Source organism: Rhizobium anhuiense bv. trifolii, assembly GCF_024346605.1.
GTDB lineage: Bacteria > Pseudomonadota > Alphaproteobacteria > Rhizobiales > Rhizobiaceae > Rhizobium > Rhizobium anhuiense.
In genome coordinates, this window is sequence record NZ_CP098803.1 from 3,909,669 (window position 1) to 3,931,624 (window position 21,956).

Consider the following 21,956-nt stretch of genomic DNA (forward strand, 5'->3'; position numbering starts at 1 on the left):
GCCCGGGAGGGACGGCTGGCCGGCACGGCAAAGATCGGCGGCCGGCCGTCATCCGGCAAGACAGCGGCGGGCGGGCCGACGGCAGCCGAGACGAAGCTCTTGCCGTCTCTTTCAAAGACCTATCGACTCGGCCTCTTTTTATCTTGTAAGTGGGGGCACTTTGATGCGGAATCGGCTCTTTGCCGTCGGCAGGGAGCCGAGAAAAGGTGGGAATGCGCTACTTCATTACCGGTACGGCCGGCTTTATCGGTTTTCATCTGGCCAGGCGCCTGCTGCAGGAAGGGCATGACGTCACCGGCTTCGATGGCCTCACTCCCTATTACAACATCAAGCTCAAGGAGATGCGCCATGCGGCACTCTCCCAGTTTCCGGCGTTCAAACCCGTCATATCAATGCTCGAGGACCGGCCGGCGCTGGAATCGGCTGTTCTGGCAGCCAAGCCCGACATCCTGATCCACCTCGCCGCGCAGGCCGGCGTGCGTTACAGCCTGGAAAATCCCGAGGCCTATCTCCGTTCGAACGTCGAAGGCTCGTGGAACATCATGGAAATCGCGCGGCGCGTCGACGTCCGTCACCTGATGCTGGCTTCCACGTCATCGATCTACGGCGCCAATGAGACCGTCCCCTTTCGCGAGACCGATCGGGCCGACGAGCCGCTGACCATCTATGCCGCGACGAAGAAATCGATGGAGTTGATGGCGCACAGCTATGCCCATCTTCACAAGATTCCGACCACGGCCTTTCGCTTCTTCACCGTTTATGGCCCATGGGGCCGGCCCGACATGGCGCTGTTCAAATTCGCCAAGAACATGCTGGAAGACCAGCCGATCGAGATCTACGGCGAAGGCAATATGAGCCGTGACTTCACCTATATCGACGATCTCATTGAAGCGATCGTCAGATTGTCGGCAATCACCCCGAGCGAAGAAAACCGCCTCGACGACGCGGGCATCGAAACGCTTTCGCGCCAGGCACCCTTTCGTGTCGTCAATATTGGCGGAGGCCAGCCGGTCAGCCTAATGAATTTTGTCGAAACGGTGGAAAAGGCGCTCGGCCGTCCCGCTATCCGCAAGATGCTGGCGATGCAGAAGGGTGATGTGCCGCGCACATTCGCCGCCCCCGATCTGCTCGTCGCGTTGACGGGATACAAGCCGGATACGACCCTGGATGTCGGCGTCAAGGCCTTCGTCGACTGGTATCTCGACGTACGCGGCGAACTTGGCGCCTAATTATTGCTGAACTGTTTCCAGTCGATCCCGTCAGCGGAGAAATGTCACCGCGCTCACGACATCGACCGCCTTCGAAAACATATAGTCGACGACAACGGTCAGGCTCCGCGAATAGGTCTTGAGCCGATAACCCTCACCCTCGACCGTCACGGGGCTGCGCAGGACGAGGGGAATGCCGGGGCGCACGAAACCGGCGCGTGTGGTCAAGGGAACCTCAGGCGAATGGCCGATGGCGGATGTGTACATCAGGTCGCGGGCAAGGCTGGCGGGGCCCATAGCGAAGGCCGGCCCGGCAGTGGCACTGATGGTCACGGTCAAGGCGATGGCGGTAAGAGTTCTGCGCATGTCGAGGTCCCCGTTTGCGGATCGGCGGGCTTTCAGCCCGGCTTCAAACGATCGATGCGTCTGTCCACGCTTCGGTCGCTTTCATGAGATCACTCTACACATCAGTATTTTCAGCGCTTTTAAGCGGATCGGTCAAATTTTAAGAAATTTGATTTTCTGTCCGGAAGGGCTCGATACGCAGAAAGAAACAGGGTCCCGGCCGCGGGCCGAGAACGCAATCGGCAAGGACCTGGGAGCTACATCGCAGTCTACAGAATGCGATCCAGCTTCTTGTTGATATGCAGGTTCGGCATCAATCCCGCGCTTTGCGCGGCATGATAGGATTCCCGGGCCGCATCGAATGAGATCGACCACATGATGGCGCTGAGCAGGAGCGCAATGATATAAATCTGAATACGCATCGAACCGGCGATACGGAAAGAGCAAGGCAGTTTTGTGTCAAAACATGGCCATAGGCTTCACGAAAAAGTGGCAGGCTTTTGGGTCGCAGCCGGCTGATACCAGACACATTAGTGTCGTGAAAATTAGCGATATTGCAGCACTACCCTGTTAGCAGCCGACCCCGAGGCTTGGTTCCTCTTCCCACTCCGAGAACCCTGAGAGGTCCGTTCCCCACGGGCCTCTTTGCTTTCTTTCGAATCGTTTTCCAGAACAGCCGATATCACCTGTTCCGATCGACGTTGAACCGCTGAACGGCACATTTCGATCCCAATCCGATCATGCAGCCGCCACGAGCGATGCCACGTTCCTGTCTTGCTACCTTTGCACCCAGTGAAGGCATAAACCGCCAATTCGGCCAAGAATATATCAATCGATTGACTTAATTACCTAACGGCGTTATAAATCTGTCATGACCCAAGAACATGACGCACAGCCACCGGCCTCCGCCCGCGCCGATATCGCGCGGCAGAAGATGCTCTCCGCCGCTCTCGACGTCTTCGGCCGGTACGGCTTCGACGGTGCTTCGACACGCCAGCTGACAGAGGCCGCCGGCGTGAACCTGCAGGCAATTCCCTATTATTTCGGCAGCAAGGAAGGTCTCTACATCGCCACCGCCGAGTATCTGATGGCCCGCATCGACACGCATGTCGGCGACATGAGGGCGCGCATCGGCACGCATCTGCTGGCGCTCGACGCCGCGGGCGAACGCCTCGCCGAAGCTCAGGCCCGCCTCTTCCTCACCGAAATTCTACAGACCATGGTGACGCTTTTCGTCGGCAAGGAATCCGAATCGTGGGCGCGCTTCCTGATCCGCGAGCAGATGGAGCCGACCGAGGCTTTTGCGAAGGTCTACCAAGGTATTATGCGGCCGATGATCGAGATGGGCCGGCGGCTGATCGGCGCGATCCTTCGCGAAGACCCCGCCTCGGAACATGTGCGCCTGCGCACCTTCAATCTTCTCGGCAGCATCCTGGTTTTTCGCGTCACCCACGCGGCAGTGCTTGCCCAGATGGAATGGGACACCATCGGCCCGGAACAGGTGGAAACCTTGCGGGGCCTCGCCGCCGAACTGGTTGATGTCCTCGGCTCGCCGAAGGGAGGCGCAGCATGAAACGCATCCTTCCTCTCGCCATCCTCCTCCTTGCGGCGAGTGCCGCCGCCTGGTGGTACGGCCTGCCCGAAAAGCTCGGCTGGCAAGCCGAGGCCCGCCGAGAATTCGTCCTTTACGGCAATGTCGATATCCGCCAGGTCTCGCTCGGCTTCCGCGTCAGCGGACGCCTCTCCGAACTGCGCGTGGACGAGGGCGATGTGGTCAAGAGCGGAACGGTTCTGGCGAAACTCGACGCCGCCCCCTATCAATTCGCTGTCCGCTCCGGAGAGGCCAATGCAGCAGCCCTTCGAGCGACGCTCGACAAGCTGAAGGCCGGCCCACGGCCGACCGAAATCGCCCAGGCGCGCGCCGCCTATGACGAAAGCCTCGCCGATCTCCAGAATGCCAACCTTGCCTATGACCGCGCCCGCCAGTTGCGCCCGCAGGGCACGATTTCCGAGGCGAGCCTCGACCAGGCGACCGCTGCACGGGCGATGGCCGCCGCCCGCTCCCAATCCGCCAACGAGGCGCTGAAACTGCTGCAGGAGGGGTCACGCGTCGAAGATATCGCCGCCGCCGACGCGCAGGTGAAGGCTGCCGAGGCAACCCTGGCCTCAGCCCGCACCTCGCTGGAAGATGCCGAACTGCGCGCCCCGAACGACGGCGTCATCCTTTCCCGCGTGCGGGAAAATGGCGCCATCGTCTCGCCGGCGGATACCGTTTTCGTGCTGTCCCTGACCGAGCCCGTCTGGGTGCGCACCTATGTTGCGGAGCCCGATCTCGGCCGCATCCACCCCGGCATGAAGGTTTCGGTCGCCTCCGATACGGCGCCCGACAAGCCCTACGAAGGCACGATCGGCTTCATCTCGCCGGTCGCCGAATTCACTCCGAAATCGGTGGAGACGCCGGAACTCCGCACCGACCTCGTTTATCGCCTGCGGATCGTCATCGACAAGCCCGGCCCGGATCTGCGCCAGGGCATGCCGGTCACCGTGCGCCTTCCCAGGCCGACGGCAGGCGGACAATGATTGCCGCCGAGACCGGCTCGCTAACAGGTTCGGACGACAAGCCGCTCGTCCGGATCGACGGCGTCACCAAGCGCTTCGGCGACGCACCCGCCGCCCTCGACACCGTCTCCGGCACGATCGGCGGCGGCGCGATCACCGGCCTCGTCGGCCCTGACGGCGCCGGCAAGACGACGCTGATCCGCCTGATGACCGGTCTGATGCTGCCCGACACGGGAACGATGGAGGTTCTCGGCTTCGACACCAGGAAGAATGCAGCCGGCATCCAGGCGGCGATCGGCTACATGCCGCAGCGCTTCGGCCTCTATGAGGATCTCTCGGTGCGGGAAAATCTCGATCTTTATGCCGATCTGCGTGGCTTGCCGAAGAGCGAACGCGCGAGCGCCTTCGACGAACTACTCACCTTCACCGATCTCAAGCGGTTCACCGGCCGGCTGGCCGGGAAACTCTCCGGCGGCATGAAGCAGAAGCTCGGCCTTGCCTGTGCGCTTCTGAAGAAGCCGCGCCTGCTGCTGCTCGACGAGCCGGGCGTCGGCGTCGATCCGATCTCGCGCCGCGACCTCTGGAAGATGGTCGAGAACCTGACGAAGGAAGGCATCGGCGTGCTCTGGTCGACCGCCTATCTGGACGAAGCGGAAGCCTGTGATCACGTGCTGCTTTTGAACCAGGGCAAGCTGCTCTTTTCGGGAAAACCGATGGAGATGACCGAGCGCGTCAAGGACCGGGTCTTCAGGGTATCCAATGTCACCGGCCGCCGCCGGCAGGTGCTCGCCGAACTCCTACAGGCCGATGGCGTCATCGACGGCGTGATCCAGGGCGAGGCGATCCGCCTGGTCGCGGCGAAGGACAAGAAGCCCGATATCAGCAAGGCCGGCGATGGCGCAACACTCGCCCCTGCACCGCCGCGCTTCGAGGATGCCTTCATCGATATGTTGGGCGGCGGTCCGGGTGGCCGCTCCAGGCTCGCAGAAGCTCAGCAGTCGCTGAAGGCTGAGAACGACCGGCCGGTAATCGAGGCCAAGGGCCTGACCAAGCGCTTCGGTGATTTCACCGCTGCCGACGATATCAGCTTCGATATCCGCCGCGGCGAGATCTTCGGCCTGCTCGGTCCGAACGGCGCCGGCAAGTCCACCACCTTCAAGATGCTCTGCGGCCTGCTGAAGCCGACCGGCGGCGAAGGCCGCGTTGCCGGTTTCGATCTTCGCCGTGATGCCGCCGAAGCCCGCAACCAGCTCGGCTACATGGCGCAGAAATTCTCGCTCTACGGCGATCTCACCGTCATGCAGAACCTCGAATTCTTCTCTGGCGTCTATGGCCTTCGCGGAAAACACCGGCGCGAGCGCATCGACCTGATGGCGGGCATTTTCGATTTCGGTCGCCATGCCGGCGAACCCGCCAAAGATCTGCCGCTCGGCCTGAAGCAGCGCCTGGCGCTTGCCTGCGCCGTTATGCACGAGCCGCGCGCCCTCTTCCTCGACGAACCGACCTCCGGCGTCGATCCGATCAACCGGCGTGAATTCTGGACGCATATCAATGCGCTGGTCGAGAAGGGCGTCACCGTGCTCGTCACCACCCATTTCATGGACGAGGCCGAATATTGCGACCGAATCTCACTGATCTATCGCGGCCGCTCGATTGCGCTCGGCTCGCCCGATGAATTGAAGGCGCGGGTCGCGACCAAGGAGCAGCCGGACCCGACGATGGAGGATGCCTTCATCGCCCTCGTACAGCAATCGGAAGTGGAGGATGCCGCATGAGTGTCTCCTCCGGTCGGCTTCGGCGTCTTTCAGCCCTGGTGCGCAAGGAAAGCTTGCAGGCGATCCGCGATCCGAGCAGCATCCTCATTGCCTTCGTGCTGCCGCTGATCCTGCTTTTTCTGTTCGGCTACGGCGTCTCGCTCGATACCACCCGCACCCGCATCGGCCTCGTGACCGAGGAGATGACGCCGCTGACGCAGGATCTGTCGGCCAGTTTCCAGGCCTCACGCTATTTCGATGTGGCGATGGGCCGTGACCGGCGTCTTTTCGAAGAAGACCTCGTGGTCGGCAAGGTGCGCGGCGTCGTCGTTATCCCCGCCGATTTCACCACCCGCTACACCGCCGGCAACCGTCCCGATATCCAGGTGATCGTTGATGGCTCCGATCCGAACACGGCGAACTTCGTCCAGAATTATGCCCAGGGCGCCGTCGCCAACTGGGAGCGGCAGAGACAGGCGGACGTCGCCTCGCATAGTCCCGCCATCGCGGTCGAGCAGCGCTTCTGGTTCAATCCTGAACTGACCAGCCGCAATTTCCTCGTGCCGGGCTCGATCGCCATCGTCATGACGCTGGTCGGCACGCTTCTGACCTCGCTCGTCGTCGCCCGCGAATGGGAGCGCGGCACCATGGAGGCGATGATGGCGACGCCGGTGACGGCGGTCGAACTGCTCGCCGGTAAGATCCTGCCCTATTTCCTGCTCGGCCTCACCTCGATGACGCTCTGCGTGCTGCTTGCGGTCTTCCTCTTCGGCGTGCCGTTCCGCGGTTCCGTCGCCGCCCTTTATACACTCTCGGCCGCCTTCCTGATCCCGGCGCTCGGCCAGGGCCTGTTGATCTCGACGGTAACGAAGAACCAGTTCCTCGCCTCGCAGTTGGCGCTGATTACAGCATTTCTGCCGGCCTTCCTGCTGTCGGGCTTCCTCTTCGAGATCAATTCCATGCCGACCGTGATCCAGTGGATCACCTTCATCGTGCCGGCGCGTTACCTGATCCCCAGCCTGCAGACGGTCTTCCTCGCCGGCGACATCTGGCCGATGTTCGTGAAGGCGATATCGGTCATGCTGACGATCGGCGCCATCATGTTCATGCTTGCCGCCCGCAGCACCAGAAAGAGGATCGGCTGAGATGGGATGGACAAGGCTTTACGCCCTCATCGTCAAGGAACTGCTGGCCGTGCTGCGCGATCCCAAGGGTCGCGCCATCCTGATCGGCCCGCCGATCGTCCAGCTTCTCGTCTTTTCCTACGCCGCAACTCTCGAAGTCCGTAATGTCGATATCATGATCCTCAACCGCGACAGTGGTCACTGGGGCCAGGAACTGATCGAGCGTATCGATGGCTCGCCGACCTTTCGCCGGATCGAGATGGCGGGAAGCCAGGCGGATATCCAGGTGGCGATCGATACCCAGACAGCCATTGCGGCGATAGAGATCGGCCCGGATTTTTCGCGCAATATCGAGGCGGGAGCGCCGGCCGACCTGCAGGTGGTGCTCGACGGCCGCCGCTCCAACGCCTCGCAGATCGTCGCCGGCTACCTCTCACAGATAGGCGCCGGCCTTGCTGCCGAGACGCCGGCCGGCAAACGGGCCGGCGCCGACATCGTCTCGACAGTGCCGCGCAACTGGTTCAATCCGAACCTCACCTACCAATGGTTCATGGTGCCGAACCTGATCGCCAGTATCGCGCTCCTGATCGGGCTTATCGTCACGGCGCTGTCGATTGCTCGCGAACGCGAGCTCGGCACCTTCGACCAGCTGATGGTCTCGCCGCTGCGCATGCACGAAATCCTGATCGGCAAGCTGATCCCGCCGATGATGATCGGCCTCTTCCACATCACCGTCTATATCCTGGCTGCCGCCTTCCTCTTTGAGGTGCCGCTGCGCGGCTCGCTCTTCCTGCTTTACGGCAGCGCGATCTTCTATCTCGGTTCGGTGGCCGGCCTCGGCCTGTTCATCTCGGCGCTGTCGATGACGCAGCAGCAGGCGATCCTCGGCGCCTTCCTGTTCATGGTTCCGGCCATGCTGCTCTCAGGCTTCGCCACGCCGATCGAGAACATGCCGAGCTGGCTGCAGCCGATAACCCTCATCAATCCGCTGCGCTATTTCCTGGTGATCGTCAAAGGCGTTTTCCTCAAGGATATCCCCTTGAGCGAGGTAGTGAACCAGACGATCCCGCTGGCGCTGATCGCCGCCGTCACACTCAGCGCCGCCGCCTGGCTCTTCCGCCGGCGGCTGGAATAAGGCATCCCGACCCATGCCTGGGCCACCTCACACAATGTGAATCAGCCTTCCAAAGCGTGACCCTCTCCTGCTGGAACCTCGAATTGGCGCGGTCGTTACCCAAACGCAACCCCAGTAAGGAGAAGCAAAATGTACAAGGTCCTACTTGTCTCCAGCGCTATTGCGCTGTCGTCTCTTGCAACCAATGCGCTCGCTGATGGCGCCGTGACCGGTGCAGCCGGTGGCGCCATCACCGGCGCGATCGTCGGCGGCCCCGTGGGTGCTGCCATTGGCGGCGTGGCCGGCGGTGTCGCCGGTGCCGTTGTCGACCCGCCGCCGCGCGAGGTCGTGACCTATGTCCAGCAGCAGCCGGCCCCGACTGTTTCCGTGGTCGTCCAGGAACCGATCGTCGTCGGCAAACCGCTTCCGGCAGACGTCGTCGTAACGCCGGTCCCTGACAACCCGAAATATGCTTATACGGTCATCAACAATCAACGCGTGATCGTCGAACCCCGCACCCACCGTGTGGTGCAGGTCATCGAATAATCAGGCAACCGAAGCCGCCTGCTGCGGCTCGGCAACTTCCGGCCCCGCTTCGGTGGGGCCTTTTTTCGTACGCTCGCGCCAGCTACCGATCAGCGAGAACAGAAGGATAAGGCGCTGTGGCAACTTGAACTCCTGCGGCAGCGTCTCTATCGGAATTCGCTCGCCATAAAGCTTGCCCTGTTTGAGCGACAGAATATGCATGCTGGAAAGCATCAGCCGACCCTCCATCCCGATTGATCGGATCAGCGTGGCTGACGCAACGGGGCTAGGTCCTTAAAGTCCGACTAAAAACTGCAAAAACTTGCAAAAGCCTATGGCCGCGGCCGCATCCCGGCGCGCGCCAGCCCTTCCAGAACCGGCGCAAAACGCTGGGGATTCTTGGCCGGCTGCCCCGCCAGAATGCCTTCCAGCGTCACATCAGGTGCCATTTTCTCGAGCGCGCGCAGGAACTGCCGCGCCTGCTCCATATTGCCGAGATGCGCGTGTGCGGCGATCAGCATCCAGTAAGTCGGATCGAAATGGGCGTTCAGCGCCAGCGAGCGTGACGCAAACGAAAGTGCTTCCTCGTAATTGCCGCGAAAGATTTCGGCCATGGCGATGCCCGTCAGAGAAAAACGCGCATCCGGATCGCGGGGTCCCAATTTCAGGGCGCGATGCAGGCGCTCGAGCGCATGCTCGATATCGCCGCAGTGCAAAGCCGCAATGCCGGAGCAAGCCGCGACCAGAAGATCGTTGGGATTGGCGGCAGCGGCCGCCTCCAGCACAGCCATGCCGCCTTCATAATCCTTGCCTGTCTGCAGCAACGCCATACCGCAATGGGCCATCACGCGGGGATCGCCGGCCGAATGCTGAAGCCCGCGCCGGGCAAGACTGACGCATTCCGCCTTGTCGTCCGTCCCGAGCCGCGGCCAGCCCATGGTAATGCGATGTTCGAGTACCCAGGCGGCATGCGAAAGCAGCATCGCATTTTCCGGCTCCATGGCGAGCGCCTCCTGCAGCAAGGCATAGGCGGCGGCATTGCTTTCGATCGACTCGTCGATGATCGCGGCAAGGGCGCGCAGATAGAGATCGTAAACTGCCGGACTGTTCGGCCGGTCACGTCGTGACCTCTGGATTTCGGCGATCTCGATCGCCGGCTCGACGATCGAGGCGACGCGTTCGGTGATATGGTCCTGGAAAGCGAAGACGTGGCTGATGCCGTCTTCAAAATGATCGGCCCAGAGATTGGTCGCGGTCACGCCGTCGACCAGTTGTACATTGATACGCACCTGCGCCCCTTCCCGCCGGATGCTGCCTTCGAGCACATAGCGCACGCCCAGTTCTCGAGCCACCTCTCGCACATCGACACTGCGTCCTTTGTAGACGAAGGCGGAATGACGCGAGACAACGGAAAAGGAGCGGAAGCGCGCAAGGGCGGTGATGATCTCCGCCACCACACCGTCGGCAAAATAATCCTGGTCGGCATCGCCGCCGAGATTGACGAAAGGAAGAACCGCGACGGAAGGCGGCTGCGACGCCACGGGCGCCATCCTGCCATCCTCCTGGCGCGGCAGGCGGTAGCCGACCCTGGGAACGGTGACGATCCACTCCGTGCCATCCGGCCGTGCGCCGAGAAGCTTCCTGAGCGCGGCAATCTGAACCGTAAGGTTGCCTTCCTCCACGGCAAGCCCCGTCCAGGCCCGGTCCATCAAATCCGCCTTGGTGACGACCCGGCCCTCAGCTTCCAGCAGCAAGCCGAGCAGCGCGACCGGTCGCGGTCCCGCCGCAACGGATTTCCCGTCCCGCCACAGGCTTCCTGTCACGGGATCGTAAAGGAACGGACCAAAGGAGAGCCTCGAGCTGCCCATGCAGAAGCATAGCGTCAAAACCTCGCAAACGAAAAGCCGATGACGCGCCGATGCGCTGCGTAAGCCGCCGTCGGATGAACGGCGGCTTATCCAGCGGACAGGATCAGACCTTCAGCTCGCGCCGTTCGCGCTCGGTCACCATGGCGAGGTCGAGCACCTTCTGCAGGTTGGCGGCGTGGCGGAAGTTCGGGTCCGGCTGGATGCCGCTTGCCACGGCCTCGGCAAAACGCTCATAGTTGGTCGCCACCGGTTCAACCTCGATCTTCGTCCAGGTGGCGGTTTCGACATCCTCGCCGAGGCAGCCATGCAGCTCGGAACCGTTGGGACGATGGATGACCTCGAGGCTGCCCCTCTCGCCATAAATGCGCAGCTTCAACTCGTTCAGATGCCCTGTCGCCCAGCGGCTGGCATGAATGACGCCGAGTGCGCCATTGGCGAAATCGACGGACATGGTGAAGCTGTCATTGGCGTCGAGCAGATATTCGCCGATCTGACCGCCCGGCGCCTTGTTGAAGGTCTTCAGCCGCGCAAAGACGTGGTCGATGTCGGTCGCCGCGCCATAGGCGGCGAAATCCAGAATATGGATTCCGACATCGCCGAGCACGCCATTCGAGCCGTGGCCGGTGGAAAGCCGCCACAACCAGGTGGACTCGGTGCGCCAGTCGCCCCAGGCGCGCGACACCAACCAGCTCTGGAGATAGGATGCTTCCACGTGTCTGATCGTGCCGAGCTCGCCGGCGAGCACCATCTCACGGGCGCGCTGCAGCGGCGCGACGTTGCGATAGGTAAGGTTCACCATGTTGATGACGCCGGCCTTTTCGGCCGCCTCCGTCATCTCCAGCGCCTTCGCATAATTCTCCGCCAGCGGCTTTTCGCAGAAGACGTGCTTGCCCGCAGCAATCAGCGCCATCGTCGTCGGGTGATGGATGCGGTCGGGCGTGACGTTCGTCGCCGCATCGAACTCACCCCAGGCGATCGCCTCCTCCAGGGAAAGAAACCGCTTTTCGATGTTGAATTTGTCGGCGAAGGCCGAAAGCCGATCGGGATCGGTGTCGACGGCGCCAACCACTGTCACGCCATCGATGAGGGGGAAGCGGGCGAGCTGGTTTTTCGCCATCACGCCCGTGCCAAGAACGAGTAATCGCATGGATGCTCCTCAGCGGTAACCGGCTTCGCCGGCTTGGTGTAGTTTCGGGCCGCGTTCGACGATCGGCTCCAGTGCTTTTTCTACCGGCACATTTGGAGCGTCGGTGATACCCGTCAACGAGCCCTCAGGGTTATAGGCCCACTTCACGCCGTTGATCAGCACCTTCTGGACATTGACGTCGTGATAGGTCGGATAGGTCTCGTGGCCGGGGCGGAAATAGAAGATGTTGCCGGCGCCACGGCGCCAGGTCAGGCCCGAGCGGAACACTTCGCCGCCCTGGAACCAGGAGATGAACACCGTTTCGAGCGGTTCCGGCACCGAAAACTGCTCGCCGTACATTTCTTCGTTCTCGAGTTCGAAATGTTCGCCGATGCCGGCGGCGATCGGATGGCGCTGATTGATCGTCCACAGACGCTCGCGCTCACCCGCCTCGCGCCATTTCAGCGCGCAGGGCGTGCCCATCAGCCGTTTGAAGATCTTGGAGAAATGGCCGGAATGCAGCACGAGTAGCCCCATGCCTTCCCAGACGCGCTTGGCGACACGCTCGACGACGACGTCGGAGACCGCGCCGTGATCCTTGTGGCCCCACCAGGTCAAGACATCGGTTTCGGCAAGGCGGGCTTCGCTGAGGCCGTGTTCCGGCTCCTGCAGCGTCGCCGTCGTCGCCGAGATGCTGGGGTCGGTATTCAGCGCGTTGGCGATCGTCGTGTGCATGCCTTCGGGATAGATGCCCCGGACGACGGCATTGGTATTCTCGTGGATATTCTCTCCCCAGACGACGGTGCGAATGGCCATGATGTGCTCCTGTAGAAACCTGGAAGTATCGATAGGCGGGAAGGCAGGATTCAAAGCGCTTTGGAAAACGGCGCTGACTGCGCCTCGTCTCCTCCACGTCCAAGGAACACATAGACCTTTGTCAGTATTTTGACAAAGGGGAAAATTTGCCGGACGAAAGCGGAAAACCCGCCTGGAAATACCACAGCAATATCAATGTGAAACGGATTTCGAGAAGAGATTGACGACCATAACGCCTGTTACGATCAGCCCGAGCCCGACGATGGCCGGCAGGTCGAGGCGCTGCTTGAAGAAGACCAGACCGACCGAGGAAATAAGCACGATTCCCAAAGCGCTCCAAATCGCATAGGCGATGCCGACCGGGATGCTCTTCAGCGTCAGCGACAGGCAATAGAAGGCGGCCGCATAACAGGCGACGACGAGTGCCGTCGGCCCGATGCGGGTGAACTGCTGCGACAGTTGCAGCGCGGTCGTGCCGATGACCTCGAGCACGATGGCTGCAAACAGCAGCCCGTAGACGGCAGCTTGGCTCATGGCGAATTCCTTTCGGACTACTTGCCGGTCAGTTCGACAAGGCGATCGATGAGATCCCGCCTCAGAACGCCGTTGATATCATGGCTTTCTAACGTATCTGCGAACCAAAGTCCGTCGGCGGCGAAACGCACGACCTGCGCATCGAGGGAGGAGTCGGTGCCGATATACTCCTCCGCCCGTGCCTGCACCCATTGGCGCCAGCGAAGACGCAGCCGGGGTTCGGCCAGAAGCGCGATCGTCACCTGCGTCCAACCCCTGGAATCGTCGGGACGATCCTTGAGACCGGCTACCGCCCTGAGATAGGCGCGGGTAAAGCGGCCCTGCGGCTGCGGATCGCCGCGCATCAGTTCCTCAATATCAGCGTCGAACTTTTCGAGCAGGCTCTCGAACAGGGCATCGAGCAGCGCATTCTTCGTCGGAAAATGATGCAGCAGCCCGCCCTTGCTGACGCTGGAGGCAGCCGACACCGCATCGAGCGTGACCGCGGCCATGCCTTCGCTGGCAGCAAGGCGGGCGGCGACCTCCAGCAATTGCTGGCGCACGAGAGCGGGCTGTTTCTTGCGATGATGAGCGTTCGACATGCAAATTAAAAGATACCGTCTGGACGGTTTTGTCAAGAGGAATCGATTGGAACCACTGCGATACCGGGATTATGCGCGAAATGCCGCGGCACCTTGATGACGGTTGCGATCGTTTTCCCAGAGGTGCATGTAGAGGCGGGGACAGATGGTATTCAGGGATGGTTTCGTGACGGAGAAAGTCACCACACTTTACGAGGCGATCGGCGGCGATCCCATCGTGCGGGCGCTGACGCACCGCTTCTACGAACTGATGGACAGGCTGCCGGAGGCGAGGAACGTGCGCGCCGTGCATCCGCCGAGCCTTCAGGGCAGCGAAGAGAAATTCTACGAATATATGACCGGATATCTCGGCGGTCCGCCGCTTTATACCGACAAGCGCGGCCATCCGCGCCTGCGCAGCCGCCATTTCGTCGCCGAGATCGGCCCTGTCGAGCGCGATGAGTGGCTGCTCTGCTTCCGCCGTGCCATGGATGAAACCATTGCCAGCCAGGCGCTGCGCGATCTCATCTGGGCGCCGGTCGAACGGCTCGCCTATCACATGCAGAACAAGGCCCCTGACGATAAGGCCATCTGGCGATAAGGATTGACCATGAGCTTGAACGCGCGTCTGGAGCCGGTGCTCTATCTCTTTGCCGGCCTGTTCGGCGTCGCCGGCGTGGGGCTCGCCGCCCTTGCCGCCCATGGCGGCGGCGAAGCCAATCTTGCGGCATCCGCATCAGCCATGTGCCTTGCCCACGCCCCGGCCCTGTTGGTATTGGCTCTCGGCAACGCCAGGCTCAGAACCGCCTGGCTGGCCGGTTTTCTGATGATTGTCGGAACGCTGCTTTTTGCCGGCGATCTCGTCACCTTGCGCTTTACCGGCTCCAGCCTCTTCCCCTATGCCGCGCCGACCGGCGGCTGGGCGATGATGCTTGGCTGGCTGGCCGTTGCCGCGGGCGCTGTCTTCCGGGTTAAGGCTTGAGAGAGTTTTTGCTGACTGCTCACGTCTTCTCCCCCTTCATTCCTGTGCCTGTCACAGGAATGAGGGTGTGCGTGGGGCCATGCTGAAGACAAAATCAAGATTTCGCTAAGAGCTAAATCACGCCGCACCAACTGCAATCAAACGCCATCAACCACATTGAAGCCTTCGAAAACCGGCGGCCCCTTGTAGATCGCCTTGTGATCGCCGGCATTGCGGTGCGCCGCGCGAAAACTTTCGGACTTCGTCCAGTTCTGAAAATCCGCTTCGCTTTTCCAGACCGTGTGCGAGGAATAGAGCGTATAGCCCTCCTCTTCGTTGACCTTGCCGCGCAGCAGCCGGAATTCGACGAAACCGGGCACCTCCGGCAGGCTGGAATCGCGGTTGCGCCAGACCGTCTCGAAATCACCTTCGCTTCCGGTTGCGACCTTGAAGCGGTTCATTGCGATATACATGGAATCTCCCTACGCCTGCCTCTTGCCCGCCCTTGCGGAACGCGAGGGAAAAGCAAGGATATTATTACCGTTTGCCGCCGCTTGGCCAAGCGGTCTTGTTGCGGCTTCTCCGGGCATACGCGCTTCCCAGGTCGGGAACAGCGTCACATTCTGGTGGATATTCTGGCGTTCGGCATGCTGCCGGAAAAGTGCGTAGAGCTCGGGCACGAGGCCCTCGCCGGTCTGCGCGGCGAGCTTGTGCAGGCCGATCATGGTGAAGCCGTCGGGGCGCTGGTCGTTCATCTTGCATTGTCTCGTTCGTTCATCGTCTGCAGCGCACGCTCCAGGCTGGATTTGCTGCCGTTGCGAAGCGGGATGAAGGCCTTGCCGAACTTCTTGCAGCCGGTCTTCACCCGCAGGCAGGCATCGTGGCTGATACAGTCGATCGGGCAGAACACGCAGTCGACCGAGGGAAGAACGGTATCGATGCGGGAAACCGCTTCGCGCAAGCCGCCGTCGTGATGAATGAGCTCGGCGCCGAAATTGCTGCAGATCTGTCGAAGATGCGCCACCTGGCAGTCGCGGCCGCCGACATAGAGGAAACTGCGGCCATCCAGTTTGGATCGCCCGGTGGATGCCTGAGCAGCGTCCTCACCCGCGCTGTCGCGGACCTCCCGGTTCGAACCTTTCTTGCCCTTGCGAGCCATATACCACCCGTTCACTCGTTGATCGTCACACGATTCCTGCGTGTGCGGGTGGACCTTATTAAACTTGATTTTTAGAGTAAAGTATAAAGTTGATTATTTTTATCATATTTATCGAGCCGTGACTTGAACCGGAAAGGTGTAGGTGCGCGAGGACCCGGCCCAGTCATCTGGCATCGCGGGAAGATTACAGGAAGAGATCCGGGACATAACGGCACCGTCCACCTCGCCCAAGCCCGAACCTCGGACAAGGCCAGATGCGGTGATACCGCCGCTACGGTTGATCGTGATGCGAACATTCAGGGACGCAGAATCGCGACGATAGCGCGATTCCAGCCGGTCAACACAACGGAACAGTCGCGAGACGAGCTTGCCTTTGTAATTGGCTTCAGATGCGCCACCCGCCCCACTCCGTCCACCCGACGTGCGTGAATTATTGTCAGAGTTGGCGTCAGCCTGCCCGTCAACGGCGCCCATGCGCGACTCCTGTTTGGCGTCCCCCTCTGAACCCTGCGCCTTCTTTGGAGGCCGTTTTCTTTCCACCAGCTTCTTTTCCGCGGGCTTTTCCAGCTTCGGTTTGGGCTGCGGGGTGACGATCTCCACCGGCGGTTCCGGCTCGGGAGAAATCGCGGCCGTCTCGACAGGCTTGATCTCTTCCGGCTCGGGTTGCAGCGCGGTTGCGACGGGTGGTTCGGCGGATGTTACCGGTATCTCCGGAGCCTGCTCCGGCACCACTGTCGACATTGGCTGCGCAACTGAAGTTTCAGCAGGGGTTTCCGACACGAGCACCTCTGGTTCCGCAGTCGTCACCGTCTCCGCTGACTGGCGCGTAACCTCCTGCGTGGGCTGCACGGCCTCAACCGGCGCCGCATCAGTCGGCTGAACAGTTTCCGGTTGGACAGCCTCTGGCTGTACCACTGCCGTGTCCACTGGCTGGACCGTCTCGGGCTCGACGGTTTCGGGAACAATTTCTTGCTGTATGGTCACTTCGGTCTCGCCGGCGGCACTCTGATCGGCGTCAGAGCTACCGAGCATGACGACGCTGATCGCTTCGCCTGCCTCCATCAGTGTCTCATCCGAAGGCTTGGGTATGACCAGAAACAGCGTGACGGCTAATGCAGCATGAAAGAAAAACGAACCAATACACGTCAGCGCCACCCGCCGCCGCACCGGCGTCTTCTCATCCTCCTGCTTTTCCACCGCCGCATCCATCGGCGGCGCTGGAACAGAGGCTATCGGCTCTGCTTCCGGATGGTCGGGAAAGGAGGGTATTTGCGCGAAACGCGCATAGTGGACCACCGCCTCGCCGGCCGGCTGCCGCTGCACATTGCGCAGGTCGGACAGCTCATGGCCGGGATGCACGCCGGGAGTATTGTCGTTCAAATTGCCGTCAGCGTCCGGCTCCCCGATGAGCACCTGTCTCGATCTGGTCTTCGCTGAAATTGCCATCTTATGCCTCGGACAGTCTGAACATGCCCGCCGGGATTCATCCCCGGCGTATTCTCAGAGCAATTCCAGGAAAAGTGTGAAGCGGTTTTCCGTCCGGAATTGCGTAAAAACAAAAAGCTAGAGCGGCTCTACGCTTCCCTCAAAAGCTGAAACGCTCTACCCCTCGAAGGGAACGGAAATCTGCGAACGGGTGACGAGACCCTTCATGCATTCGCCCGCCGCCGGACCGTCGCAGACCGGCGTGTCGTTGATGATGATGCGCGTGACCGTCTCGCACTTCACGTTCGGCATATCGAACTGGCGCACGCGCTTCTTGCCCTGCGGCAGATCGCGGAAGTCGAGCACGGTGATGCGGTCGACGGCATTCTTGTCATTGAAGAAGGCGAGCTCGAAGGAGATCTTGTTGATCGGCGCCTGAAGATTGTTCTCGGCGACGAAGGTCATCATGCAGCCCTTCTGCGATGGCGCCAGAGCGTTGAGTTCGATATCCAGCTTGGCGGTTGCCGCATCCTGCGCCTGGCATATGCTTGAAACCGCCATCACCATGCCAGCCGTAACAACCGCAAACCTAACCGCCATAATCTTCTCCGCCATTGTCCCGATATCAGCAATCTCAAAAACTTGACTACATTAGTCTCCTATTGCGTCTTTAAAAAACTATGAGTAAGAAAGTCAAGTTAATTGTCATCAAAACCGGCGATCCCGATCACCGGCTTCACGGAATTGCCAACCGAAATGATGGTTGAAAAGCCAGATAACTTTAAGCACGTGCCGCTGCAGAGCGAGCCTGCGGCGCAGCACCGGATCGTCGAAAGCCCGGATCTTTTCCGCGGCACGAACGAGATCATGATTCGACATGACGGCGTGGTCTACCGCCTGAAGATCACCCGTCAGGGCAAGCTCATTCTCAATAAGTAGGGTAGGACATGACCGAGCAGACAAGACCGGCGCCAGCCGAAATCCGTGCGTTTCGCGCTGAAAATCCGAAGATGCGCGAGCGCGATATCGCCGCCCAGCTGAAGATATCAGAGGCAGCCCTCGTCGCCGCCGAAACCGGCATCAGCGTCACCCGCATCGACGGCAGCGCACTGAAGCTTCTCGAACGCGTCGCCGGTCTCGGCGAAGTGATGGCGCTGTCGCGCAACGAAAGCGCCGTGCACGAGAAGATCGGCGTCTTCGAGAACATCAAGAGCGGCGCGCAGGCCGCCATCGTTCTCGGCGAGAATATCGACCTGCGCATCTTCCCGAGCCGCTGGGAGCATGGCTTCGCCGTCTCCAAGAAGGATGGCGACCAGGAACGCCTCAGCCTGCAATATTTCGACAAATCAGGCAACGCCGTGCACAAGGTGCATCTGCGCCCAAGCTCGAATGTCGAGGCCTATCACGCGATCGTCGCCGAGTTGAAGCTGGAAGACCAGTCGCAGGAATTTATCGAGGCCGAGACCTCGAATGCCGTCGATGAAACCGCCGACGTCAGCCGCGACGAGCTGCGCGACAACTGGAGCAAACTCACCGATACACACGAGTTCTTCGGCATGCTGAAGCGCCTGAAGATCGGCCGCCAGGCGGCCGTACGCAGCGTCGGCGACGACTATGCCTGGAAACTCGACAACACAGCGACGGCAGAGATGATGCATGCCTCGGTCAAATCAGGCCTGCCGATCATGTGCTTCGTCGCCAATAACGGCATCGTCCAGATCCATTCCGGCCCGATCTTCAACGTGCAGCCGATGGGTCCGTGGATCAATATCATGGACCCGACCTTCCATCTGCATCTGCGCCAGGATCACATCGCCGAGACCTGGGCCGTGCGCAAGCCGACCAAGGACGGGCACGTCACCTCGCTGGAGGCTTACGATGCCGACGGCGAAATGATCATCCAGTTCTTCGGCAAGCGGCAGGAAGGTTCCGACGAACGCGTCGAGTGGCGCGAGATCATGGAAAACCTGCCGCGGGCAGCAAGCGTGGCCGCATAAGGATCATAGCGATGACGATGCGTAACAATCTGCGCCGGATCCGTGCCTGGGAACTGGCCCTGACGGCAGCCGTCATGGCGCTGCCGTTGATCCCGACGGCGCGGCCGATCGAAGGCTTCGCCTTCGTGCGCGCCGCCCATGGCGAGGAAAAGAAGCTCGACACGTCACGCCTGGTTTCGGTCGGCGGCGACATCACCGAGATCGTCTATGCGCTCGGCGAGGAAAGCCGGCTGATCGCCCGCGACACGACGAGCATCTATCCGGAGGCGGCGTTGAAGCTGCCGAACGTAGGCTACATGCGTGCACTCTCGCCGGAAGGCATCCTCGCCATGAACCCGACGGCGATCATCGCCGTCGAAGGTTCAGGCCCGCAGGAGGCGCTGGCTGTGCTGAAGAATGCCAGCGTACCCTTCGAGACCGTGCCGAGCGCCTTTACCCGCGACGGCATCATCGCCAAGATCGACCGCGTCGGCACGCTGCTTGGCGTGCCGGACAAGGCGAAGGCACTTGAAGAAAAGGTCGCGGCCGATCTCGACGCGGCGATCGCCGATGCCGAAAAGCGCCCGGAGGCCGAACGCAAGCGCGTCCTCTTCATCCTCAGCGCCCAGAACGGCCGGATCATGGCATCGGGCACCGGCACCGCAGCCGACGGCATCGTCAAGCTCGCCGGCGCAGTCAACGCCGTCGGCGCATTCCCAGGCTACAAGCCGCTGACGGACGAGGCGATCATCGAAGCCAAGCCTGACTTCATCCTGATGATGAACCGCGGCGATGGCGCCGGCACCAAGAACGAGGACCTGCTGGCGCAGCCGGCGATCGCGCTGACGCCGGCAGGCGAGAAAAAAGCGATCATCCGGATGGACGGCGTCTACCTGCTCGGCTTCGGTCCGCGCACGGCAGCCGCGGCGCGGGATCTCAACACGGCGATCTACGGGGGCTGATCATGGCCCTGCCGCAAGCCATGGAACGAGGGCGACACGTCTCGATGGCAGACATGCGCGAAATCAAGCCGGCGGGCGACCGGACGCGGCTTGCCTTGCTGGCAATCGTTCTGCTTGCCGCCGACTCGGTCTTCTCGATGCTGTTTTCGGTGACGACAGGCGCTTCAGATGCCTCGATCCTCGACGTTATCAGCAACATGGCCGGCTCCGAGACGGCGCTCAGCATGCGTGACCGGATCATCATCTTCGATATCCGCCTGCCCAGGGCGATCCTCGGCTTCCTGATCGGCGCCTCGCTCGCGGTTTCCGGTGCGGTGATGCAGGGCCTGTTCCGCAATCCGCTGGCCGATCCAGGCCTCGTCGGCGTCTCCTCCGGCGCAAGCCTCGGCGCAGTCACCATCATCGTGCTCGGCGGCGGCATCGCAGCCCCGCTCTCAGCCCTTCTCGGCATCTACGCTCTGCCGGCGGCCGCCTTCGGCGGCGGTCTCGTCACGACGCTGCTGCTCTACAGGATCGCCACCCGTCACGGCCAGACCTCCGTGGCAACGATGCTGCTTGCCGGCATTGCACTCGGCGCGCTTGCCCTCGCCATGACAGGATTGCTGATCTACATGGCCAACGACCAGCAGCTGCGCGACCTGACCTTCTGGAGCATGGGCTCGCTTGCCGGCGCCACATGGACGAAGATCGCCGCGGCCGGCCCGATCATCCTGTTGTCCTTCACCGCCCTGCCCTTCATGGCGCGCGGCCTCAATGCCATCACGCTCGGCGAGGCGGCCGCCTTTCATATGGGCGTGCCGGTGCAACGGCTGAAAAATGTCGCGATCGTCGGGGTCGCCGCGGCGACCGGTGCGTCCGTCGCCGTCAGCGGCGGCATCGGTTTCGTCGGGATCGTCGTGCCGCATATCCTGCGCATGGCGATCGGCCCGGACCATCGTTTCCTGTTGCCGGCCGCAGCGCTTCTCGGCGGCTCGCTGCTGATCTTCGCGGATGTCCTGGCGCGCACCCTGGTTGCGCCGGCCGAACTGCCGATCGGCATCATCACCGCGGCGGTCGGCGGGCCGTTCTTCCTGTGGATCCTGCTGAGGCAGCGTTCGCGTCTTGCGCTGTGAGCGGATGTTGTGAGTGACGTTCAGATGATCGAAGTTTCCGGCGTCTCCGTGCGCCTTTCCGGCAAGGCCATCATCAGCGACGTTGCCTTCACCGCAAAGGCCGGCGAACTGACGGCGATTGCCGGACCGAACGGCTCCGGCAAGACGACGACGATGAAAGCCATCTCCGGCGAACTTGCCTATGGCGGCTCGGTGCGCATCGGCGGCGACGAGGTCAAGGGGTTGAAACCCTGGCAGCTTGCCGCCATCCGCGGCGTGCTGCCGCAGGCAAGCACCATCTCCTTTCCCTTCACCGTGCGCGAGATCGTCCGCATGGGCCTGACATCGGGTCTCAACCTGCATCCCGACAAGGCCGAGCAGACGGCGGCGGCCGCGCTCGCCTCCGTCGACCTGACCGGCTTCGAAGGCCGTTTCTATCAGGAACTCTCCGGCGGCGAGCAGCAGCGCGTGCAGCTTGCCCGCGTGCTCTGCCAGATCGCCGAGCCCGTCGTCGATGGCAAGCCCTGCTGGCTGCTGCTCGACGAGCCGGTCTCGAGCCTCGACATCAGCCACCAGCTGACCATCATGACGCTCGCCCGCAACTTCTGCCAACGCGGCGGCGGTGTCATCGCCGTCATGCACGATCTCAACCTGACGGCGCTCTTTGCCGACCGCATCGTGCTGATGAAATCCGGCCGCCTCGCCGCCGCCGGCAGCATCGGTGACGTGCTGAGCGACGAAACGATGCTGTCGGTGTTCGGCTGCGCGCTGCGGATCAATCAGGTGCCGGCCGACGGCACCCCCTTCGTACTCGCCCACAGCGCCGTTTCCCGCCCCTGAGCCTGCCGG

Annotated in this window: 27 protein-coding genes; 14 read left to right on the forward strand and 13 right to left on the reverse strand. The window is 61.8% G+C overall.

Features of this window, described 5'->3' with window-relative positions:
* The first annotated feature begins 212 nt into the window (after positions 1-212).
* Positions 213-1,229 carry an NAD-dependent epimerase/dehydratase family protein gene (locus tag NE851_RS27985; protein ID WP_028758584.1) on the forward strand — a complete coding sequence of 339 codons (1,017 nt, stop codon included), beginning with the start codon at positions 213-215 and terminating at the stop codon, positions 1,227-1,229.
* Between the two features lie 30 nt (positions 1,230-1,259).
* On the opposite strand, the gene NE851_RS27990 is transcribed toward NE851_RS27985, so the two are convergent.
* On the reverse strand, positions 1,260-1,574 hold the full coding sequence (locus NE851_RS27990; RefSeq protein WP_132573176.1) for a hypothetical protein: 315 nt from the start codon (positions 1,572-1,574) through the stop codon (positions 1,260-1,262).
* Between the two features lie 248 nt (positions 1,575-1,822).
* Positions 1,823-1,975 (reverse strand): hypothetical protein, encoded by a 153-nt coding sequence (locus NE851_RS27995; RefSeq protein ID WP_009988813.1) that lies wholly within the window; start codon positions 1,973-1,975, stop codon positions 1,823-1,825.
* A 449-nt stretch (positions 1,976-2,424) separates the two neighbouring features.
* Between NE851_RS27995 and NE851_RS28000 the strand changes: the two genes are divergently transcribed.
* The 6 genes from NE851_RS28000 (at position 2,425) to NE851_RS28025 (ending at position 8,650) form a co-directional block, all read left to right on the forward strand.
* On the forward strand, positions 2,425-3,126 hold the full coding sequence (locus NE851_RS28000; RefSeq protein WP_132573178.1) for a CerR family C-terminal domain-containing protein: 702 nt from the start codon (positions 2,425-2,427) through the stop codon (positions 3,124-3,126).
* Positions 3,123-4,133 carry a secretion protein HlyD gene (gene hlyD, locus NE851_RS28005; RefSeq protein WP_028758587.1) on the forward strand — a complete coding sequence of 337 codons (1,011 nt, stop codon included), beginning with the start codon at positions 3,123-3,125 and terminating at the stop codon, positions 4,131-4,133. The genes NE851_RS28000 and hlyD overlap by 4 nt, the downstream gene beginning before the upstream one ends.
* Positions 4,130-5,887 carry an ATP-binding cassette domain-containing protein gene (locus tag NE851_RS28010; protein ID WP_132573180.1) on the forward strand — a complete coding sequence of 586 codons (1,758 nt, stop codon included), beginning with the start codon at positions 4,130-4,132 and terminating at the stop codon, positions 5,885-5,887. The genes hlyD and NE851_RS28010 overlap by 4 nt, the downstream gene beginning before the upstream one ends.
* Entirely contained in the window at positions 5,884-7,011 is a 1,128-nt protein-coding gene (locus NE851_RS28015; RefSeq protein ID WP_047611563.1) for an ABC transporter permease, read from the forward strand. The genes NE851_RS28010 and NE851_RS28015 overlap by 4 nt, the downstream gene beginning before the upstream one ends.
* 1 nt (position 7,012) lies before the next feature.
* Complete coding sequence (locus tag NE851_RS28020; RefSeq protein ID WP_184389030.1) at positions 7,013-8,125, forward strand: ABC transporter permease; 1,113 nt, start codon at positions 7,013-7,015, stop codon at positions 8,123-8,125.
* 129 nt (positions 8,126-8,254) lie between these two features.
* The gene (locus tag NE851_RS28025; protein ID WP_184389027.1) at positions 8,255-8,650 is read left to right on the forward strand and encodes a DUF1236 domain-containing protein; all 396 of its coding nucleotides are present in this window, start codon (positions 8,255-8,257) and stop codon (positions 8,648-8,650) included.
* On the opposite strand, the gene NE851_RS28030 is transcribed toward NE851_RS28025, so the two are convergent.
* The 6 genes from NE851_RS28030 to NE851_RS28055 all read right to left on the reverse strand — a co-directional run bounded on the left by NE851_RS28030 (position 8,651) and on the right by NE851_RS28055 (position 13,554).
* Positions 8,651-8,863: a hypothetical protein gene (locus tag NE851_RS28030; protein WP_028758592.1), complete on the reverse strand. Its 213-nt coding sequence runs from the start codon at positions 8,861-8,863 to the stop codon at positions 8,651-8,653.
* Between the two features lie 98 nt (positions 8,864-8,961).
* Positions 8,962-10,497, reverse strand: coding sequence for a winged helix-turn-helix domain-containing tetratricopeptide repeat protein (locus NE851_RS28035; protein WP_184389026.1), 1,536 nt, complete (start codon positions 10,495-10,497; stop codon positions 8,962-8,964).
* Positions 10,498-10,600: 103 nt separating this feature from the next.
* Positions 10,601-11,644, reverse strand: coding sequence for a Gfo/Idh/MocA family protein (locus tag NE851_RS28040; protein ID WP_028758594.1), 1,044 nt, complete (start codon positions 11,642-11,644; stop codon positions 10,601-10,603).
* Between the two features lie 9 nt (positions 11,645-11,653).
* Positions 11,654-12,439: a ThuA domain-containing protein gene (locus NE851_RS28045; RefSeq protein ID WP_132573185.1), complete on the reverse strand. Its 786-nt coding sequence runs from the start codon at positions 12,437-12,439 to the stop codon at positions 11,654-11,656.
* Positions 12,440-12,631: 192 nt separating this feature from the next.
* On the reverse strand, positions 12,632-12,973 hold the full coding sequence (locus NE851_RS28050) for an SMR family transporter (protein ID WP_063474413.1): 342 nt from the start codon (positions 12,971-12,973) through the stop codon (positions 12,632-12,634).
* 17 nt (positions 12,974-12,990) lie between these two features.
* Entirely contained in the window at positions 12,991-13,554 is a 564-nt protein-coding gene (locus NE851_RS28055; RefSeq protein ID WP_028758874.1) for a TetR/AcrR family transcriptional regulator, read from the reverse strand.
* A gap of 166 nt (positions 13,555-13,720) precedes the next feature.
* On the opposite strand from NE851_RS28055, the gene NE851_RS28060 reads away from it, so the two are divergent.
* The gene (locus NE851_RS28060) at positions 13,721-14,134 is read left to right on the forward strand and encodes a group II truncated hemoglobin (protein ID WP_183903325.1); all 414 of its coding nucleotides are present in this window, start codon (positions 13,721-13,723) and stop codon (positions 14,132-14,134) included.
* Positions 14,135-14,143: 9 nt separating this feature from the next.
* Entirely contained in the window at positions 14,144-14,515 is a 372-nt protein-coding gene (locus tag NE851_RS28065) for a DUF423 domain-containing protein (protein ID WP_254959292.1), read from the forward strand.
* Positions 14,516-14,652: 137 nt separating this feature from the next.
* Here the strand turns inward: NE851_RS28065 and hmuQ are convergent, their stop codons facing one another.
* The 5 genes from hmuQ to NE851_RS28090 all read right to left on the reverse strand — a co-directional run bounded on the left by hmuQ (position 14,653) and on the right by NE851_RS28090 (position 17,678).
* Positions 14,653-14,967: a heme-degrading protein HmuQ gene (gene hmuQ, locus NE851_RS28070; protein WP_028758871.1), complete on the reverse strand. Its 315-nt coding sequence runs from the start codon at positions 14,965-14,967 to the stop codon at positions 14,653-14,655.
* A 9-nt stretch (positions 14,968-14,976) separates the two neighbouring features.
* Complete coding sequence (locus NE851_RS28075; protein ID WP_028758870.1) at positions 14,977-15,249, reverse strand: hypothetical protein; 273 nt, start codon at positions 15,247-15,249, stop codon at positions 14,977-14,979.
* On the reverse strand, positions 15,246-15,653 hold the full coding sequence (locus NE851_RS28080; RefSeq protein WP_028758869.1) for a DUF2325 domain-containing protein: 408 nt from the start codon (positions 15,651-15,653) through the stop codon (positions 15,246-15,248). The genes NE851_RS28075 and NE851_RS28080 overlap by 4 nt, the downstream gene beginning before the upstream one ends.
* 108 nt (positions 15,654-15,761) lie before the next feature.
* Positions 15,762-17,099 (reverse strand): TonB C-terminal domain-containing protein, encoded by a 1,338-nt coding sequence (locus NE851_RS28085; RefSeq protein ID WP_254959297.1) that lies wholly within the window; start codon positions 17,097-17,099, stop codon positions 15,762-15,764.
* A 156-nt stretch (positions 17,100-17,255) separates the two neighbouring features.
* Positions 17,256-17,678 carry a hypothetical protein gene (locus tag NE851_RS28090; RefSeq protein WP_097545153.1) on the reverse strand — a complete coding sequence of 141 codons (423 nt, stop codon included), beginning with the start codon at positions 17,676-17,678 and terminating at the stop codon, positions 17,256-17,258.
* 156 nt (positions 17,679-17,834) lie between these two features.
* On the opposite strand from NE851_RS28090, the gene hemP reads away from it, so the two are divergent.
* Genes hemP through NE851_RS28115 form a run of 5 tightly spaced genes read left to right on the forward strand, consistent with a single transcriptional unit; the run spans position 17,835 to position 21,947 of the window.
* Positions 17,835-18,017: a hemin uptake protein HemP gene (hemP, locus tag NE851_RS28095; protein WP_028758866.1), complete on the forward strand. Its 183-nt coding sequence runs from the start codon at positions 17,835-17,837 to the stop codon at positions 18,015-18,017.
* An 8-nt stretch (positions 18,018-18,025) separates the two neighbouring features.
* The gene (locus NE851_RS28100; protein WP_047618744.1) at positions 18,026-19,075 is read left to right on the forward strand and encodes a hemin-degrading factor; all 1,050 of its coding nucleotides are present in this window, start codon (positions 18,026-18,028) and stop codon (positions 19,073-19,075) included.
* 11 nt (positions 19,076-19,086) lie between these two features.
* Complete coding sequence (locus NE851_RS28105; RefSeq protein WP_183904763.1) at positions 19,087-20,016, forward strand: heme/hemin ABC transporter substrate-binding protein; 930 nt, start codon at positions 19,087-19,089, stop codon at positions 20,014-20,016.
* A gap of 2 nt (positions 20,017-20,018) precedes the next feature.
* The gene (locus NE851_RS28110) at positions 20,019-21,128 is read left to right on the forward strand and encodes a FecCD family ABC transporter permease (protein ID WP_254959304.1); all 1,110 of its coding nucleotides are present in this window, start codon (positions 20,019-20,021) and stop codon (positions 21,126-21,128) included.
* A 24-nt stretch (positions 21,129-21,152) separates the two neighbouring features.
* On the forward strand, positions 21,153-21,947 hold the full coding sequence (locus NE851_RS28115) for a heme ABC transporter ATP-binding protein (protein WP_254962460.1): 795 nt from the start codon (positions 21,153-21,155) through the stop codon (positions 21,945-21,947).
* Positions 21,948-21,956: the final 9 nt, after the last annotated feature.

Coding starts and splice junctions, on each gene's coding strand:
- hemP (WP_028758866.1), top strand. CDS start 17,835: ATGATGGTTGAAAAGCCAGATAACTTTAAGCACGTGCCGCTGCAGAGC.
- NE851_RS28015 (WP_047611563.1), top strand. CDS start 5,884: ATGAGTGTCTCCTCCGGTCGGCTTCGGCGTCTTTCAGCCCTGGTGCGC.
- hlyD (WP_028758587.1), top strand. CDS start 3,123: ATGAAACGCATCCTTCCTCTCGCCATCCTCCTCCTTGCGGCGAGTGCC.
- NE851_RS28000 (WP_132573178.1), top strand. CDS start 2,425: ATGACCCAAGAACATGACGCACAGCCACCGGCCTCCGCCCGCGCCGAT.
- NE851_RS28030 (WP_028758592.1), bottom strand. CDS start 8,863: ATGCTTTCCAGCATGCATATTCTGTCGCTCAAACAGGGCAAGCTTTAT.
- NE851_RS28040 (WP_028758594.1), bottom strand. CDS start 11,644: ATGCGATTACTCGTTCTTGGCACGGGCGTGATGGCGAAAAACCAGCTC.
- NE851_RS27990 (WP_132573176.1), bottom strand. CDS start 1,574: ATGCGCAGAACTCTTACCGCCATCGCCTTGACCGTGACCATCAGTGCC.
- NE851_RS28020 (WP_184389030.1), top strand. CDS start 7,013: ATGGGATGGACAAGGCTTTACGCCCTCATCGTCAAGGAACTGCTGGCC.
- NE851_RS28050 (WP_063474413.1), bottom strand. CDS start 12,973: ATGAGCCAAGCTGCCGTCTACGGGCTGCTGTTTGCAGCCATCGTGCTC.
- NE851_RS28085 (WP_254959297.1), bottom strand. CDS start 17,099: ATGGCAATTTCAGCGAAGACCAGATCGAGACAGGTGCTCATCGGGGAG.
- hmuQ (WP_028758871.1), bottom strand. CDS start 14,967: ATGTATATCGCAATGAACCGCTTCAAGGTCGCAACCGGAAGCGAAGGT.
- NE851_RS28115 (WP_254962460.1), top strand. CDS start 21,153: ATGATCGAAGTTTCCGGCGTCTCCGTGCGCCTTTCCGGCAAGGCCATC.
- NE851_RS27995 (WP_009988813.1), bottom strand. CDS start 1,975: ATGCGTATTCAGATTTATATCATTGCGCTCCTGCTCAGCGCCATCATG.
- NE851_RS28075 (WP_028758870.1), bottom strand. CDS start 15,249: ATGAACGACCAGCGCCCCGACGGCTTCACCATGATCGGCCTGCACAAG.
- NE851_RS27985 (WP_028758584.1), top strand. CDS start 213: ATGCGCTACTTCATTACCGGTACGGCCGGCTTTATCGGTTTTCATCTG.
- NE851_RS28065 (WP_254959292.1), top strand. CDS start 14,144: ATGAGCTTGAACGCGCGTCTGGAGCCGGTGCTCTATCTCTTTGCCGGC.
- NE851_RS28010 (WP_132573180.1), top strand. CDS start 4,130: ATGATTGCCGCCGAGACCGGCTCGCTAACAGGTTCGGACGACAAGCCG.
- NE851_RS28045 (WP_132573185.1), bottom strand. CDS start 12,439: ATGGCCATTCGCACCGTCGTCTGGGGAGAGAATATCCACGAGAATACC.
- NE851_RS28105 (WP_183904763.1), top strand. CDS start 19,087: ATGACGATGCGTAACAATCTGCGCCGGATCCGTGCCTGGGAACTGGCC.
- NE851_RS28110 (WP_254959304.1), top strand. CDS start 20,019: ATGGCCCTGCCGCAAGCCATGGAACGAGGGCGACACGTCTCGATGGCA.
- NE851_RS28035 (WP_184389026.1), bottom strand. CDS start 10,497: ATGGGCAGCTCGAGGCTCTCCTTTGGTCCGTTCCTTTACGATCCCGTG.
- NE851_RS28080 (WP_028758869.1), bottom strand. CDS start 15,653: ATGGCTCGCAAGGGCAAGAAAGGTTCGAACCGGGAGGTCCGCGACAGC.
- NE851_RS28100 (WP_047618744.1), top strand. CDS start 18,026: ATGACCGAGCAGACAAGACCGGCGCCAGCCGAAATCCGTGCGTTTCGC.
- NE851_RS28025 (WP_184389027.1), top strand. CDS start 8,255: ATGTACAAGGTCCTACTTGTCTCCAGCGCTATTGCGCTGTCGTCTCTT.
- NE851_RS28055 (WP_028758874.1), bottom strand. CDS start 13,554: ATGTCGAACGCTCATCATCGCAAGAAACAGCCCGCTCTCGTGCGCCAG.
- NE851_RS28090 (WP_097545153.1), bottom strand. CDS start 17,678: ATGGCGGTTAGGTTTGCGGTTGTTACGGCTGGCATGGTGATGGCGGTT.